Below are 15,226 nucleotides of genomic sequence, written 5' to 3'. Positions count from 1 at the left end.
ATGTCAAAGAGCCGACAAAAATACCGACACTCGCATAACCCCTCCCGTAGAAGAAGCTTGCAGCATCTGGTTTTTTGCGACCACCGCGGTAACCACTAAGGCACTCCGCTGCGGTGACACCCCTCTAGGCGGGGTTCACAGAGCCGTCAAACGCTTTTTTACAGTTTCGGGTCGGTTCTGGAATTTCCGACCCCTGCACTGCTCTACGGGCCCTTGTCGCCGGCCGACCATGTCACGCTGCGCGCTGTAAGTCGCTAGACGAACGTCAAATTTGCCCCATACGAACTTGAAAAGTCGAAATCGCGCGCCTCGTACGATGCGATGCCAGGGTTGCAGTCCATTCATGATGTCGGAAAGCTCAACGTCGCAGTAGGTGCGACGAAGCGATCGTGCGAGCTAACATGATCGCGATTAGCGACGCTATGCCGGATGATCCTCAATGAGCGCATCGAACGCTTCGATTGATAGCGGTTTGCGGAACTTGCAGCCGGCGGTAAAATCGTCCGCCCACATGACTTCGGCAACGATCTGGCCGATCTGCGGCAGGTTGAGCCAGATGCTGGTCCCGCGCTTCAGCGCCGAATAGGTCTGGAGCCGCGCGCCGTTTATCGAGATGTCGACGACCTTGCACAAAGTGCGGCGCGTCTTGCCGATGCTGACGTCCAACGCGACAGGAGCACGGGGAGAACCGCGGCGGCTGGTGCGCTCTGCGGGTTCGAAATCGGCGGCGAACATGGCGTCCTCGTCCTTGCGAGTCCTAAGTCTGGCTTGCAGTCACAAGCCTAGCCGCCGTTACCTAACGTGATCTTAAGAAATGACCCCGGAACGGTTTAGTATCAATCCGCTCCGGGGTTTACACTTACTTACGGAGCGTGAGACCGCCACCGAAACGCTTGTTGAAGCGCGCGACCTGCCCGCCGGTATCGAGCATCGTGCCGCGGCCGCCGGTCCATGCCGGATGCGCGAGCGGATCGATCTCGAGCGTCATCACATCGCCTTCCGTACCCCAGGTGGTGCGAGTCTGGTACTTGCTGCCATCGGTCATCTGGACGGTGATCATGTGATAATCGGGGTGCGTATCGGCCTTCATGGGAATTCTCCGTATGTGGCTGGTTCCGACCAGCCTGAAAAGGAAGGCGCGCCAGTACACGGACGCGCCCGATTTTACAAGAACGCGGGCCTGAAGCCTTAGCCTCAGACTTTAGGCGGGTCGGCGATCATCGCGGTGAAGTTCGCTTCGGCAACCAGTTGCCCGTCGACCAGCGCGCGACCGGCGAACTTGCACACCGCACTGCGCTTCTGGACGAACGTCACTTCGAGTTTCAGCAATACGCCCGGTTCGACCGGCTTGCGAAACTTCGCGCCGTCGATCGCCATGAAATAGACGAGCTTGCCCGAGCCCGCGAGACCCAGCGACTCGACCGCGAGAATCCCCGCGGCCTGTGCCATCGCCTCGACGATCAGCACGCCCGGCATGATCGGACGCCCAGGGAAATGCCCCTGGAAGAACTGCTCGTTCATCGACACCGCCTTGATCGCGGTGATCGACGTGTCGAGGACCAGGTCCTCGACACGATCGACCAGCAGCAACGGATAGCGATGCGGCAACGCGGCCATGACACGCCCGATATCGAGCGGACCCAGGCCTTTTGCCGCAGTCAGGCCTTTTGCCTCAGTATCGTTCACGATATCGGTCATCGGTGTAGCTTAGCGACCCTGCGGGGTGCGCGTAGCTGCCGGTGCACGACCAGCCGGTGCTGGTGCTGCGCCCTGCTGCTGCTGGCCACCCTGCTGGTTCGGCTGCCAGTTCGCCGGGACAGCGGTGCTGACCGACGGTACCAGACGATCGAGCTCGGTGGTGATCGCCGCGGTGATGTCGGCGGTCGGCTGTGCGAACAATGCGGCCTCGGGACGCAGCAACAGGCTGACGTTCTTGGCACGGACGGCAGCCGTCACAGCGTCGCTGAGCTTCGCCTGGATCTGCTCGATCGCATATTGCTGCGCGCGCTGGGCGGGCTGCGTCAGGCGAGCGAGTTCCTGGTTGGCGGCGTTCTCGCGGGTCTGGATCGCCTGAGCCTGCGGACGCAGCGTCGCTTCGGTCGCGCCGGGTGCACGCTGTGCGGTCTGGAACGCGGTAACCAACGGCTGAAGCTCACGGGCAACCGCCTGGCGACGCGTCTCGGCCTGGTCGAGCTGTGCCTTGTAGGTCGTCTCGATCTGGGCACGCGCCGCGTTCCAGGCCTTCGAGTTGGCGATCGCGCCCTGCGCATCGGCGACGGCAATACCCGAAACCTGCGCATCGGCGGCAGTTGCGGTCATGGCAGCCGGCGCGACGAGCGCTGCGGCGAGGAGAAGCGTCTTGAACGTCGTCATCAGAACTGTGTCCCTACGTTGAAAGTAATGAGTTTGGGGTCGTCGCCCTTCTGCTTGAGCAGAGCCCTGGCGAGATCGATACGAAGCGGGCCGAACGGCGAGTTCCAGTTGACGCCGACACCGATCGACAAACGCGGCCGGGCCGAGTTGCCGAGGAAGCTTTCGACAAATGGAGTCTGCTCGGCCTGCGCGCGTGGATTGGCTGTCGTACCGATGCATGAGGTCCCTGCTGCGTCGGGCGACCCCGTCGAACACGTCGTGTTCGCCGTTACCGGCGCACCGGACGAGCTGGTGGTCGTATAGGTATAAAGCGGCGCACCCAGAGAATTGACGGCTGGCGTGAAGTTGGACTTCACATATTCCTTGCCGGTGGCCGGATCGACCGCCGTCTCGAATGTCGCGGTCGGCAACGGACGCTTGATCCCGAACAGGCTGCCCATCTGCGCGTAGACCGACGGCCGCAGTCCGAGTTCACGCGCGCCCGAGCCCAACGGAATCTCGATTTCGGCACGCGCCAGATAATAAGCGCGACCACCGAGCGCGTCGTCCTGGATCGAGTTGCGATCGGTCGCGAGGATCTGTGCTGGCGTTCCGTCGCTATATGCTGCGCGCAGGATACGCGGGCCGACGCCGCGGATGTCGAAGCCGCGGAACTGCGGCTCACCAAGATAGAAGCGATCGGTGATACGAATCGCATCGATACCAGGCCCGCGGCTCTTCTCGAGCGGATGAATATAGCCACCCTCACCGATCAGCGATCCGATGAAACCGCTACCGAGGTTGACGTACTTCGATCCTTCAAGGCGGGTACGCAGATACTTCACGTCGCCGCCGAGACCGGCAAAGTCCTGGCTGAACGAGAAGCGCGAACCGGCGGTCGGGCGTAGACGGCTGTTCAGCGTATCGCGGCTGACCGAATAGCCGACCGACGAGGTCCAGCGATTGCCGATGGCCTCGCACAGATAGCGCCCTGCAACCAGGAGATTACACGAGCCGTCGGCGTTCAGATACTGACTGTCGAGGCTGACTTCGTCATACGACAGACCGTAACGACCCGACAGCGACCAGAATTCTGTCAGCGGCACGCCAGTCCGCAGCTGGAAGCCGGTCGAGACCTGCGAATAGTTGGTCTGGCGATCATTGCCGACATAGTTGAACGAGTTATAGTCGCGGCGGAAGATGTCACCGCCGAGCGCGATGTTCTTGTCGAACAGATACGGCTCGGTAAAGCCCAGCTCGATCGACTTCGAATAGCTCGAATAGTTCACGCCGGCGCGCAGCTCCTGGCCCTTGCCGCGGAAATTGCGCTGCGTGATGTTCGCCTGGATGATGAAGCGCTCGAGGCTCGAATAACCCGCCGACAGCTGGAGTTCGCCGGTCGACTTTTCTTCGAGGTTGGTCTCGAGGATCACGCGGTCGGGCGCGGAGCCCGGCAGCTGCTTGATCTCCATCTTGTCGGCGAAATAGCCGAGCGAGTTGATGCGATCCTGCGAACGCTTCACCTGGAAGCTGTTGAACGCGTCGCCCTCGGCCAGACGGATCTCGCGCCGCACGACCTTGTCTTGCGTCTGCGTGTTGCCGTTGATCTCGATCCGCTCGACATACGTCCGCTTGGCTTCGGCGATGTTGAAATTAATCCCCATCGTCAGCGTTTCGGCGTCCTTCTGGAACTCCGGGTTCACCTCGGTGAACGCATAGCCGAACAGACCCGCGGTCTGGCTGAGGTTGTCGACCGAATCCTCGACCAGCTTCGCGTTGTACCAGTCGCCCTTCTTGAGCGGCAGCGTCGCTGCGAGCTTCTTGTTGTCGAAGTCGCGAATCTGGCTGTCGACGGTCACGTCGCCGAACTTGTAGCGCTTACCTTCCTCCACCACATACGTGATGATGAAGTCCTTCTTGTCCGGCGTCAGCTCGGCGACCGCCGACGTCACGCGGAAATCAGCATAGCCCTGCGTCAGGTAGAACTGGCGCAGCTTCTGCTGATCGTAGGACAGGCGATCCTGATCGTAGCTGGTCGCCGACGACAGCAGGCGGAACAGGCGCGACTGCTTGGTCGCCATCTGGCCGCGGATCTGGTCGTCCGAGAACACCTCGTTGCCGAGGATGTTGATCTGGCGGACCTTCGACTTAGGGCCTTCGCTGACCTCGAACACGACGTCGACGCGGTTCTGGTCGAGGTTGACCATCTTGGGATCGATCACCGCGGCGAAACGGCCCTGGCGGCGATAGAGTTCGATGATCCGCGAAATGTCCTGACGGACCGCGGTGCGCGTGAAGATCTGGCGCGGCGCGAGCTTGATCTCCTTGGTGATCTTGTCGGTCTTGAGCGCCTTGTTGCCCTCGATGATCACGCGGTTGATGATCGGGTTCTCACGCACGCGCAGCACGATGTTGCCCGTCTCGACGCCGGCGATCGAGTAGTCCGCGAACAGGTCGCTCGCTTGCAGATCCTTCAGCGCCTGATCGAGCGTTTCCGCGGTGTACGGAATACCGATGCGCAGCTTGGTGTAGCTCAGCACCGTCTCGGCCTCGATCCGCTGTGATCCCTCGACTCGCAAAGTCTTGATCGTGCCGGCGGATACCGGAGCCGTGACGGGCGTTACACTATTGACCGCCCCCGTGACGGGATTGCGGACCGGAGCCGGGGTCGTCGTCGCGACCGGTGCGGTCTGCGCGAACGCGGGCGCGCCGGACAGGATCGTGCCTGCGAGAAGCAGGGCGCCCTTCCGCGCGAAATCGTAACCGTTGATCGCTGTCACCAAACCCACCCCAAAAACGTGCACATACAAGGCGCGCCCGCCCTGCCCTATCGTCGTCAGCCGATCAAGCCGGCCAGATTTTTCCACAGCCCGAAATTGCCGAGATCGTTGAACGTCACCAGCAGCATCAGCGCGAGAATTGCCGCGAGGCCGCCGCGAAACGCCCATTCCTGAACCTGCGGCTCGACCGGGCGCCTGCGCACCGCTTCGATCGCATAAAAGAACAGGTGACCGCCATCGAGCATCGGCACTGGCAGCAGATTGATGAACCCCAGATTGATCGAGACCAGGGCGATTAGGAACACATAGGCGTCGAGCCCGAGCGACATCTGCTCGCCCGACACCTTGGCGATGCTGAGCGGCCCGCCGAGTTCCTTGACCGAGCGGCGCCCGGTGATGACCTGGCTCAGCGTCTCGACCATCATCGAGACGATCTCACCGGTGCGCTTCACCGCGATCACCGGTGCTTCGATCAGGGTGACGGGAACGATCACGGGCTTGCTGCCGGCGATGCCGAGGCGGCCGATCTTATATTCGTTGCCGAAGCGATCGCGCTGCAATTCGGTGCCGATAACGAGATCGCGCGATACCGTCTGGCCACCGCGCACGGCGTCGATCTGCGTGCGCTCGCCGGCGCGGATGCGGGCGAAGCGGGCGAGATCGTCGAATGTCTCGACCGACCGTCCGCCGATCGCGGTGATCCGGTCGCCGATCTGCAATCCGGCCGCAGCCGCGGCGCTGCCAGGCACCGTGCCACCGACGACGGGCGGCATGCGGATGTCGCCGTAAGCAAACGCGAAACCGGCGAGGATCAGGATCGCGACGACGAAATTGACGACCGGTCCGGCTGCGACGACGATCGCGCGCTGCCATACCGGCTTCGACTGGAAGGTGCGCTGGCGTTCTTCGGCGGGTAGCGACAGCCATTCGGCCGAGGGCTGACTCGCCGGGTTCATATCGCCCGCGAACTTCACATAGCCGCCGAGCGGTAACCAGCCGAACTTCCAGCGGGTGCCGCGGCTGTCAGTGAACCCGGCGACCTCGCGGCCGAAGCCGATCGCGAAGGCATCCGCCTTGATCCCGAAAAAGCGTCCGGCGAGGTAATGTCCCATCTCGTGCACGAACACGAGCGGCCCGATCACCAGGACGAATGACAATATGGTCAGCAGGATACCCGGCGTTTCGATCAAACCACGCAATCCTCTACACGCTTGCCCGCCAAGATCCGCGCCTCGGCGTCGATCGCCAGCACGGCATCGACGCTGTCCGGCGCGGCCGGGTCATAGCGCATTAGTGTATCCTCTACGATTGCGGCAATTTCGAGGAAACAAATCCGGCGCTTGAGGAAGGCTTCGACCGCGACTTCGTTGGCGGCGTTGAGGATTGCCGGCCGCGCCCCGCCCGCATCCAACGCTTCGCGCGCGAGTCGCATGGCCGGGAAACGCACCGGATCGGGCGCCTCGAAGTCGAGTCGGCCGATTCCGACTAGGTCGAGCGGAGCCATCGGCGTCGCCATCCGGTCGGGCCAGGCGAGCGTATGCGCGATCGGCGTCCGCATGTCGGGGGGCCCGAGCTGCGCGAGAACCGAGCCGTCGACATAATCGACGAGGCTGTGGACCACCGATTGCGGGTGGATGACGATCTCGATCCGGTCGTGCGGGATCGGAAACAACCGGGCGGCCTCGATCAGTTCGAGGCCCTTGTTCATGCAGGTCGCCGAATCGACCGAGATCTTCGCGCCCATCGACCAGTTCGGGTGCTTGACCGCCTGCTCGAGCGTCACGCCGCGCATCTGCTCGATCGTCCAGTCGCGGAACGGGCCGCCACTGCACGTGAGGATGATCCGCCGCACGCGCTCGGGCCGAGTCGCGTCGAAGCACTGGAAGATTGCGTTGTGCTCGGAATCGGCCGGCAACAAGGTGGCGCCGGTCCGCTTGGCCGCGGCGAGGATCACGTCGCCGGCGGAGACCAGCGGCTCCTTGTTGGCGATCACGACGGTACCGCCCTGCTCAATCGCCGCCATTACAGGCTTGAGCCCCGCGCACCCGACGATCGCGCCCATCGTCCAGTCCGCGCCCGACGCAGCCGCCTCGGCAATCGCATCGGCACCACCGCCTGCGCGGATGCCGGTGCCCGCCAGCGCCTCGCGCAATTCGGGGAGGCAGCCTTCATCGGCGACCACCGCGAACTCGGCCCTGGTCCGGATCGCGGCCGCAGCCAGCTTCGCCACATCGCAGTTCGCGGTCAGTGCGACGACACGGAAGCGATCGGGTTCACGCTCGATCAGGTCGAGCGTCGAGGTGCCGACCGAGCCGGTCGCCCCCAGGATCGTCACGGTCTTCATGCGTAGAAATGCGGCAGCAGGACGAGGAGCGCCGCGACCGGTGCGACGGGCACCAGGCCGTCGAGCCGATCCATCACGCCGCCATGGCCGGGCAGGATGTTGCCGCTGTCCTTCACGCCTGCCACTCGCTTCAACCAACTCTCGTAAAGATCGCCCATCTGCGCGAGCACGGCGAGCACCGGCGTTGCCAGCGTCATCCGCATCGGCAGGCCGTATTGCGTGTGCAGCACCGCCGCGACCGCGCTCGCCAGCACGACGCCCCCGATCAGCCCCGACCATGTCTTGTTCGGGCTGATCACCGGCGCGAGCTTGGGCCCGCCCAGCGTCCGCCCGGTGAAGAACGCGCCGATATCGCACGCCCACACCAGCGACAGTGCCCACAGCGTGAAGAGGATACCCTCGTCCTGCCGCCGGATGATCATCAGCGCGAGCACCGGAAGGCCGCAATAGAGGATGCCGAGCGCGAGCGGTGGCTTGCGCGTGGTGATGACGACGAAGAACGCGGCGCCCGCGAGCAGGCCCAGCGTGAAGAAATCGTGGATCACGAGGATCAGCGACGCCGGCGCCATCAGCGCGAGCGGGACCGACAGCGCGAACTGCGTCATCCGCTTGGTCTTGGCATCGGCGCCTTGCAGCATCGACCATTCCGCCATCATGAACAGCGCCGCGACCACGCCGAGCACCCAGAACGCGATCCCGCCCAGCGTCAGCGCGATGCTGGCGACGGCAATCATCGCGACGCTGGCGATCATGCGTAGCTTCAGGTTGGACGGCGTTCGCAGCACCTGGTCGGGCGCGTTCGCCGGGTCTGGCAGGGTCGTCAAAGGGCCACTCCAAACCTACAAGTGTTCGCCCGCGAAGGCGGCGGGGGTCCAGGGTCACGCATGTTGGAGTGCCTGGCTCCCGCGCCCCCGCGTTCGCGAGGGAACAGGAAATTCACAGCCCACCGTAGCGGCGTTGACGCTGACCGAACGCCGCGACCGCATCGGCGAGCGCGGCGGCGTCGAAGTCAGGCCAGAGCGTGTCGACGAACAGCAGTTCCGCATACGCCGCCTGCCACAACAGGAAGTTCGACAGGCGCTGTTCACCCGACGTCCGGATCATCAGGTCGAGCGGCGGCAGGTCGTGCGTGTCGAGTTCGGCCTCGATCGTGCCGACGTCGATGCTGGCAGGATCGAGCGCACCATCACGGGCACGCTCGGCAAGGCGACGTGCCGCACCAACTAGTTCGGCATGCGCGCCGTAATTGAGTGCGATCGCGAGGATCGGACCGGTATTGCCCGCAGTCCGCGCGATGGCGTCATCGACCATCGCCACCAGATCGGGCGAAAAGCTGTGATAATCGCCGATCACGCGCAGCCGGACGTTCTCGCGCGCGAGTTCGTCGAGGTCGCTGCGGATGAAATGCCGCAGCAGCCCCATCAGGTCGCTGACCTCTTCGGCCGGACGCCGCCAGTTCTCGGACGAGAACGCATACAGCGTCAGCGCCTCGATCCCCATCGCCCGCGCGGCTCGCGTCACCTTGCGCACCGCCTCGACGCCGGCCTTGTGCCCGGCGAAGCGCGGCAGGAACCGCTTCTTCGCCCAGCGGCCATTACCGTCCATGATGATCGCGACATGACGCGGCACCGCCCCGCCCGAGGGGACGGCGACGAGCGGCGCGGCGGAGGTAGCCCCCGCCGAAGCGGCGCCGAACGCCCTCACTTGCCCAGGATTTCCTTTTCCTTGGCGGTCGCGGTCGCATCGAGCTCGGCGATGATGCTGTCGGTCAGCTTCTGGACTTCGGTCTCGTGACGCTTGCGCTCGTCCTCGCCGAACACGCCCTTCTTCTCATCGACCTTCAGCGAATCCATGCCGTCGCGGCGCACGTTCCGCACCGCGATGCGCGCCTTCTCGGCATACTGGCCGGAAAGCTTGGCGAGCTCCTTGCGGCGCTCCTCGGTCAGGTCCGGGATCGGCAGGCGCAGCGTCTGGCCGTCGACGATCGGGTTGAGGCCGAGGCCGGCCGAGCGGATCGCCTTGTCGGTCGGGCCGACGTTCGACTTGTCCCAGACCTGCACCGACAGCATCCGCGGCTCGGGCGCCGACACGGTCGCGACCTGGTTCAGCGGCATCGACGAGCCGTACACCGTCACCATCACCGGATCGAGCAACGCGGTCGACGCGCGCCCCGTGCGAAGCCCTGCGAGATCGCTCTTCAGCGCTTCGACGGCACCCGCCATGCGGCGTTCGAGATCGGTCTTGTCGTATGCGGCCATCTTAAAGCTCCTGCTCGTTCTGGACGATCGTCGACACGCCATCACCCGCCAACACCGCGGCGAGATTGCCGGGTTCGCGGATGTTGAAGACGACGATCGGGATTTTGTTGTCGCGGCACAGCGCGATCGCGCTCGCGTCCATGACCTTGAGGTCGTCGGACAGCACGCGGCTGTACGTGACCGTTTCGTAGCGCACTGCGTCGGGGTGCGTCTTCGGGTCGGCGTTGTACACGCCGTCGACCGAAGTGCCCTTGAACAGCGCATCGCACTTCATCTCGGCAGCACGCAGCGCGGCGCCCGAATCGGTGGTGAAATAAGGGCTGCCGACGCCTGCCGCGAAGATCACGACGCGGCCCTTTTCGAGGTGACGCTCGGCGCGGCGGCGGATGAACGGCTCGCAGACCGACGCCATCGGGATCGCCGACTGGACGCGCGTGTCGACGCCGATCTGCTCCAGCGCGTTCTGCACGGCCAGCGCGTTCATGACGGTCGCGAGCATGCCCATGTAATCGCCGGTCGCCCGGTCCATGCCGCGTGCCGCGCCCGCCATACCGCGGAAGATGTTGCCACCGCCGACGACGATGCAGATCTCGTAGCCCTTGGCCTTGATGTCCGCGATCTCCTGCGCGACGCGCGCGGTGACGGTCGGATCGATCGAAAGGCCCGACGGCCCCATCAGGACTTCGCCCGACAGTTTCAGCAGAATACGTTTGTAGCGCGGAGGCGTCATAAATCTCGAATATTGATTGGCGGGGCGGCGCGGACCTTAGGCGGCGAGGCCGGGGATGTGAAGCGCCGTGCGGCGCGTGCATCGAAACTGGGTGGAAACGAGACGGAAAATGGGCTGGGCTGGGTCCAGCTGCTTGTCATTCTCCCGGGGTGCGGAGGAAGTATCACGGCTGGCCAATCTGGAATCAGCGACACCTGCAACGACGCCTCCCCGGCGGAGGCCGGGGTCCATTTGGCAAGGTCGATGTAATTGAAGACGCCCATCGTCACCTTCGTATTCCACCTGAACCCCGGCCTTCGCCGGGGAGGTGCCGAGGCGAGGGATCGTCTGGCCGATATCACATGCTGTTACCGCCTCGAAAGGTTTACGGATCGATGACTTGCAGCCCCCTGGATACCGGAACGAGCCCGGCATGGTGGACGAGGCCTATCCTTCTCCCCTCGGGGAGAAGGTGGCCCGGCAGGGCCGGATGAGGGGGCGTGAGGTTCGAGACCCAACCACTCCCCTCACCCTTCCCACGGCAATGTGGCCGCGGGCCCCTTCCCTCTCCCCGGAGGGGCGAGGGAGGGACTGAGATCAGACCCGCGGAACGCCCGCCAAACCCACTCCGTCACCCCGGACCTGTTCCGGGGTCCACCGTTCCGCGTAATCACCGACCGGCGGTTTGCGGAACCGTGGATGCCGGAACAAGCCCGGCATGACGGAGGGTGTTTGGCGAGCGCTCGATCTCCAATGCCCTCTCCCACGAAGGGAGAAGGTCAGCTTACGCCTGTGGCACGCCGCTCGCAGCAGCAACCTCGGCTGCGAAGTCGGACTGCTCCTTCTCGATGCCCTCGCCGAGCTGGAAGCGGACATAGTCCACCAGCTTGATCTCGGCGCCGGCATCCTTGCCGGCCTTTGCGACGACGTCGGAGATCTTGGTCTTGCCGTCCATCACGAACAGCTGGCTGACCAGAGCATGCTCCTTGCGGTACTTGGCGATGCCGCCCTCGACCATCTTGGCGATGATGTCGGCTGGCTTGCCCGAATCGGCGGCCTTCTCGGTCGCGATCGCGCGCTCGCGCTCGATCTCGGACTCGTCGAGGTCGGCTTCGTTGAGCGCCTTCGGGAATGCCGCTGCGATGTGCATCGCAAGCTGCTTGCCGAGCGTCTGGAGAACCTCGTCCGAAGCCTCCGACTCGAGCGCGACGAGCACACCAATCTTGCCGAGGCCAGGGGCCGCTGCATTGTGGATGTACGGAACGACCGCACCCTTGCTGACTTCCAGCGTGCGCGAGCGGCGCAGCGACTGGTTCTCGCCGATCGTCGCGACGTTGTTCGTCAGCACTTCCTCGACGGTCTTGCCCGATGGCATCGCCTGCGACTTAAGCGCCTCGATGTCGCCACCAGTTGCGAGCGCGATCTGCGTGACGTCACGGACGAACGACTGGAACTGGTCGTTCTTCGCGACGAAATCGGTCTCCGAGTTCACTTCGACCGCTGCGCCCTTGGTGCCCGATACGGCGACGCCGACCAGGCCCTCGGCCGCGGTGCGGCTGGACTTCTTCGCGGCGGCTGCGAGCCCCTTGGTGCGCAGCCAATCCATTGCCTGCTCCATGTCGCCGGCGTTCTCGCTCAGCGCCTTCTTGCAATCCATCATGCCCGCGCCGCTCTTCTCGCGCAGATCCTTGACCATCGCTGCCGTGATATCGGCCATGTCTCTAATCCTTTTTAGGTCTGAATATGGTTGCGGGCGAGGCAGAGCTTTCGCCCTACCCCGCCCGCATGACGGTTCGGCGACGACGCTTATGCGTCGATCTGGCGCTCACCCTCGGCTGCGAATTCCGCAGCGGTATCGGCATTCGCGGTTGCCTGTGCCGTGTCAGCCGTAGCTTCGACGGTCGGCTCTGCGCTCAATGCTTCTTCCTTCGGCGGCTCGACCATCGCGCCGATGTCGGCACCGGTGCGGCGCTGCTGCTCCTGGCCGCCGCGCGTCGCTGCGATCGCGATCGCCTCGCAGTACAGGCGGATGGCGCGGGCTGCGTCGTCGTTCGCGGGAACCGGGAAGGCGATGCCGTCCGGCGACACGTTCGAATCGAGGATCGCGACGACGGGAATACCCAGCGTGTTCGCTTCCTTGATCGCCAGCTCTTCCTTGTTCGCGTCGATCACGAACATCACGTCGGGAATGCCGCCCATGTCGCGGATGCCGCCGAGCGAAAGCTCGAGCTTGTCCTTCTCGCGGGTGAGCTGAAGGACTTCCTTCTTGGTCAGGCCGACGGTGTCGCCCGACAGCATTTCCTCAAGCGTCTTGAGACGCTTGATCGAACCCGAGATGGTCTTCCAGTTGGTGAGCATGCCGCCCAACCAGCGATGGTTGACGAAGTGCTGGCCCGAGCGACGTGCGGCGTCCGCGACGGGCTCCTGCGCCTGGCGCTTGGTGCCGACGAACAGGACCTTGCCACCACCGGCAACCGCCGACGAGACGAATTCGAGCGCGCGCGCGAACAGCGGCACGGTCTGCGAAAGGTCGAGGATGTGGACGCCGTTACGATCACCGAAGATGTAAGGCTTCATCTTGGGGTTCCACCGATGAGTCTGGTGGCCGAAATGCGCGCCCGTTTCGATGAGCTGCTGCATGGAGACGACTGGAGCCGCCATAGGGATATATCCTTCCGGTTGTGCCTCTGGGAAGCGGATGACGTCGTGGCCGAATGACCGTGACGCACCGGGCTATGATGCCTCCCATGCGGGGTTAGAGGTGCGGCCCTTAGCGTGGCTCTATTCGAAAAGCAATCGCACAAGGCCCGCTTGACTCATGGAACGCAATGAGAACATAAAGGGCTCAGAGGGGAACAGATGTTCGACTCGGCGCGGAATCACCCCGGCATGACGGGATTCGAAATGCGACGAGTGGAACGATGTTTCTGACCAAGTGTTTGCGGATATTAGGAATTTGTTCGCAACTCATAGGAAGGCGGACGTGATGTTGGTTCTGAGCTTCATGGTTTTTGCTGGTGCATTCGCGATCGCGGGCATGATGATCGTCTCGTCGATCGCGCCGCAGTGGGACCGTATCGTCCGTCTCGCGATGGGCAACGTCGAACCCGCGTTCCAGCCGCTCCGCACGCTGGCCGTTGCGGAGCGCCGGATTGCAGTCAGGCGCTGGGCTTCGACGTCGACTCCGGTGCCCGCCCGCCGCTGGAACGCTGCCGCCTGATTTTGGCGTAACTCGCGATGCTGAACGGCATCGAGAGCAGGTACAGTACACAGATGATGCTGAGCGTATGCCATGGTGCGCTCACGATGGCAGCGCCAAGCAATACGACGAGCGCAATGGCCTCGAACCGGATGTTGCTGCGGAGTTTGACCGAACTCCATGAGTAGGTTGCGATACTCGACACCATCAGCAACGCGACGAACGCGACCCACGGCGCCACGAAATATGGTGACGCGAATTTCGGCTCGTCGGTCCAGAACCAGAAGAACATCGGCATTAGCGCGAGGCCGGCGCCGGCTGGAGCCGGAACCCCGGTAAGGAAACCGGCCGATTTGTGCGGCTGGTGGCTCTCGTCGATCTTGGCATTGAAGCGCGCGAGACGCAGTGCGCAGAACACGGCGAGGATCAGCGAACAGATCCAGCCGACGCGGGGCAGCGCCGCCAGCGACCACAGATAGACGATCAGCGCGGGCGCTACGCCGAAAGAGATCGCGTCGGACAAAGAGTCGAGTTCGGCGCCAAAACGGCTTTCGCCGTGGAGCATCCGGGCGATGCGACCGTCGAGTCCGTCGAGCACGCCGGCAACCATGATCATCGCGACGGCGCTTTGCCATTCGCCACCGATCGCAAATCGCACGCCGCTAAGGCCTGAGCACAACGCCAGTGCGGTTACGGCATTGGGCGCGACCGCGCGCAGCGGAAGACCGCGCGGCGCCCGGCGGGTGCGACCGAACTTCCCGCGACCGCGTGAGTCGGTCGAACCGTCATCGATCTCGTCGCGATCAATCATTGCGCGACACCACCGACCGGAACACCACCGACGCGACCCAGCACGGTCTCACCTGCAACGCTGCGCTGACCGAGGCAGACCTGCGGCACGACATGATCGGGCAGGTACACGTCGACGCGGCTGCCGAACCGGATCAGCCCGATGCGCTGGCCGGCCGCGACCATGTCGCCGGCCTTGACGAAACCAAGGATACGACGCGCGACGAGGCCCGCGATCTGCGTAAAGCCGACCCGCATGCCGTGACGATCTTCGACGACAAAATGCTGACGCTCGTTTTCGTCGCTGGCCTTGTCGAGGTCGGCGTTAAGAAACTTGCCCGAGATATAAACGACTTGGCGGACGGTCCCGGCGATCGGCGTGCGATTGATGTGCACGTCGAACACCGACATGAAGATCGACACGCGGACCAGCGGCGCATCGCCGAGGCCGTTCTCGCCGGCGAGTTCGCGCGGGATCGGCACGCGCTGGATCATCGTGATCAGCCCATCAGCCGGCGCGACGATCAGGCCTTCACCCTGAGGGGTCGTGCGGATCGGATCGCGAAAGAACGTCGCGACCCAGATCACGACGCCGACCATCGGCCAGAACAGCACGTGGCTGACAATCGTCAGCAACAGTGTGATGCCGGTCGCGATCGCGACGTATTTGTGGCCTTCCGGATGGACTGTGGGAAATCGCCATTTGACCGTGGAGGTCGTGACGGGCGGCTTGTCGAGCGATGCCATAACCCGCGGGTCTATCCGTGCAGGACGCGCGATACAACGATGAACCCG

The 15,226-nt window shown here is 64.0% G+C and carries 16 protein-coding genes; 1 reads left to right on the top strand and 15 read right to left on the bottom strand.

Annotated features, from left to right (window positions below; all coding sequences use genetic code 11):
- Window positions 1–420: 420 nt before the first annotated feature.
- From C8J46_RS09940 to rpsB, 13 genes are all read right to left on the bottom strand, one after another.
- Window positions 421–735, bottom strand: a complete 315-nt coding sequence (locus tag C8J46_RS09940) for a PilZ domain-containing protein (protein ID WP_132738158.1) — start codon at window positions 733–735, stop codon at window positions 421–423.
- Window positions 736–859: 124 nt separating this feature from the next.
- A complete protein-coding gene (rpmE, locus tag C8J46_RS09935; protein WP_132738156.1) occupies window positions 860–1,090 on the bottom strand; it encodes a 50S ribosomal protein L31 in 231 nt (76 codons plus the stop codon).
- A 104-nt stretch (window positions 1,091–1,194) separates the two neighbouring features.
- On the bottom strand, window positions 1,195–1,698 hold the full coding sequence (gene fabZ / locus C8J46_RS09930; RefSeq protein WP_132738154.1) for a 3-hydroxyacyl-ACP dehydratase FabZ: 504 nt from the start codon (window positions 1,696–1,698) through the stop codon (window positions 1,195–1,197).
- 9 nt (window positions 1,699–1,707) lie between these two features.
- The gene (locus tag C8J46_RS09925; protein WP_132738152.1) at window positions 1,708–2,373 is read right to left on the bottom strand and encodes an OmpH family outer membrane protein; all 666 of its coding nucleotides are present in this window, start codon (window positions 2,371–2,373) and stop codon (window positions 1,708–1,710) included.
- Entirely contained in the window at window positions 2,373–5,135 is a 2,763-nt protein-coding gene (gene bamA, locus C8J46_RS09920; RefSeq protein ID WP_243643309.1) for an outer membrane protein assembly factor BamA, read from the bottom strand. The genes C8J46_RS09925 and bamA overlap by 1 nt, the downstream gene beginning before the upstream one ends.
- Window positions 5,136–5,188: 53 nt before the next feature.
- Window positions 5,189–6,322: an RIP metalloprotease RseP gene (gene rseP, locus C8J46_RS09915; protein ID WP_132738146.1), complete on the bottom strand. Its 1,134-nt coding sequence runs from the start codon at window positions 6,320–6,322 to the stop codon at window positions 5,189–5,191.
- A complete protein-coding gene (locus C8J46_RS09910) occupies window positions 6,319–7,476 on the bottom strand; it encodes a 1-deoxy-D-xylulose-5-phosphate reductoisomerase (protein ID WP_132738144.1) in 1,158 nt (385 codons plus the stop codon). Before C8J46_RS09910 ends, rseP begins: the two co-directional genes overlap by 4 nt.
- Window positions 7,473–8,228 carry a phosphatidate cytidylyltransferase gene (locus C8J46_RS09905; RefSeq protein WP_132738321.1) on the bottom strand — a complete coding sequence of 252 codons (756 nt, stop codon included), beginning with the start codon at window positions 8,226–8,228 and terminating at the stop codon, window positions 7,473–7,475. Before C8J46_RS09905 ends, C8J46_RS09910 begins: the two co-directional genes overlap by 4 nt.
- 184 nt (window positions 8,229–8,412) lie before the next feature.
- Window positions 8,413–9,180 carry an isoprenyl transferase gene (locus C8J46_RS09900; RefSeq protein ID WP_132738141.1) on the bottom strand — a complete coding sequence of 256 codons (768 nt, stop codon included), beginning with the start codon at window positions 9,178–9,180 and terminating at the stop codon, window positions 8,413–8,415.
- On the bottom strand, window positions 9,177–9,734 hold the full coding sequence (gene frr / locus C8J46_RS09895) for a ribosome recycling factor (RefSeq protein WP_132738138.1): 558 nt from the start codon (window positions 9,732–9,734) through the stop codon (window positions 9,177–9,179). The genes C8J46_RS09900 and frr overlap by 4 nt, the downstream gene beginning before the upstream one ends.
- A 1-nt stretch (window position 9,735) precedes the next feature.
- Window positions 9,736–10,464: a UMP kinase gene (gene pyrH, locus C8J46_RS09890; RefSeq protein WP_132738136.1), complete on the bottom strand. Its 729-nt coding sequence runs from the start codon at window positions 10,462–10,464 to the stop codon at window positions 9,736–9,738.
- A gap of 763 nt (window positions 10,465–11,227) precedes the next feature.
- Window positions 11,228–12,160, bottom strand: coding sequence for a translation elongation factor Ts (tsf, locus tag C8J46_RS09885; RefSeq protein ID WP_132738134.1), 933 nt, complete (start codon window positions 12,158–12,160; stop codon window positions 11,228–11,230).
- Between the two features lie 89 nt (window positions 12,161–12,249).
- Window positions 12,250–13,104: a 30S ribosomal protein S2 gene (gene rpsB, locus C8J46_RS09880; RefSeq protein WP_056055944.1), complete on the bottom strand. Its 855-nt coding sequence runs from the start codon at window positions 13,102–13,104 to the stop codon at window positions 12,250–12,252.
- Between the two features lie 325 nt (window positions 13,105–13,429).
- On the opposite strand from rpsB, the gene C8J46_RS09875 reads away from it, so the two are divergent.
- The gene (locus C8J46_RS09875; RefSeq protein ID WP_243643302.1) at window positions 13,430–13,663 is read left to right on the top strand and encodes a hypothetical protein; all 234 of its coding nucleotides are present in this window, start codon (window positions 13,430–13,432) and stop codon (window positions 13,661–13,663) included.
- Here C8J46_RS09875 and C8J46_RS09870 read toward each other — a convergent pair.
- A complete protein-coding gene (locus tag C8J46_RS09870) occupies window positions 13,602–14,453 on the bottom strand; it encodes a phosphatidylcholine/phosphatidylserine synthase (RefSeq protein WP_132738129.1) in 852 nt (283 codons plus the stop codon). The genes C8J46_RS09875 and C8J46_RS09870 overlap by 62 nt on opposite strands.
- Window positions 14,450–15,178, bottom strand: coding sequence for a phosphatidylserine decarboxylase (locus tag C8J46_RS09865; protein WP_132738126.1), 729 nt, complete (start codon window positions 15,176–15,178; stop codon window positions 14,450–14,452). The genes C8J46_RS09870 and C8J46_RS09865 overlap by 4 nt, the downstream gene beginning before the upstream one ends.
- Between the last annotated feature and the right edge of the window lie 48 nt (window positions 15,179–15,226).

The organism is Sphingomonas sp. PP-F2F-A104-K0414 (assembly GCF_004340945.1).
GTDB lineage: Bacteria > Pseudomonadota > Alphaproteobacteria > Sphingomonadales > Sphingomonadaceae > Sphingomonas.
This window is presented reverse-complemented; position numbering and strand designations above follow the sequence as displayed.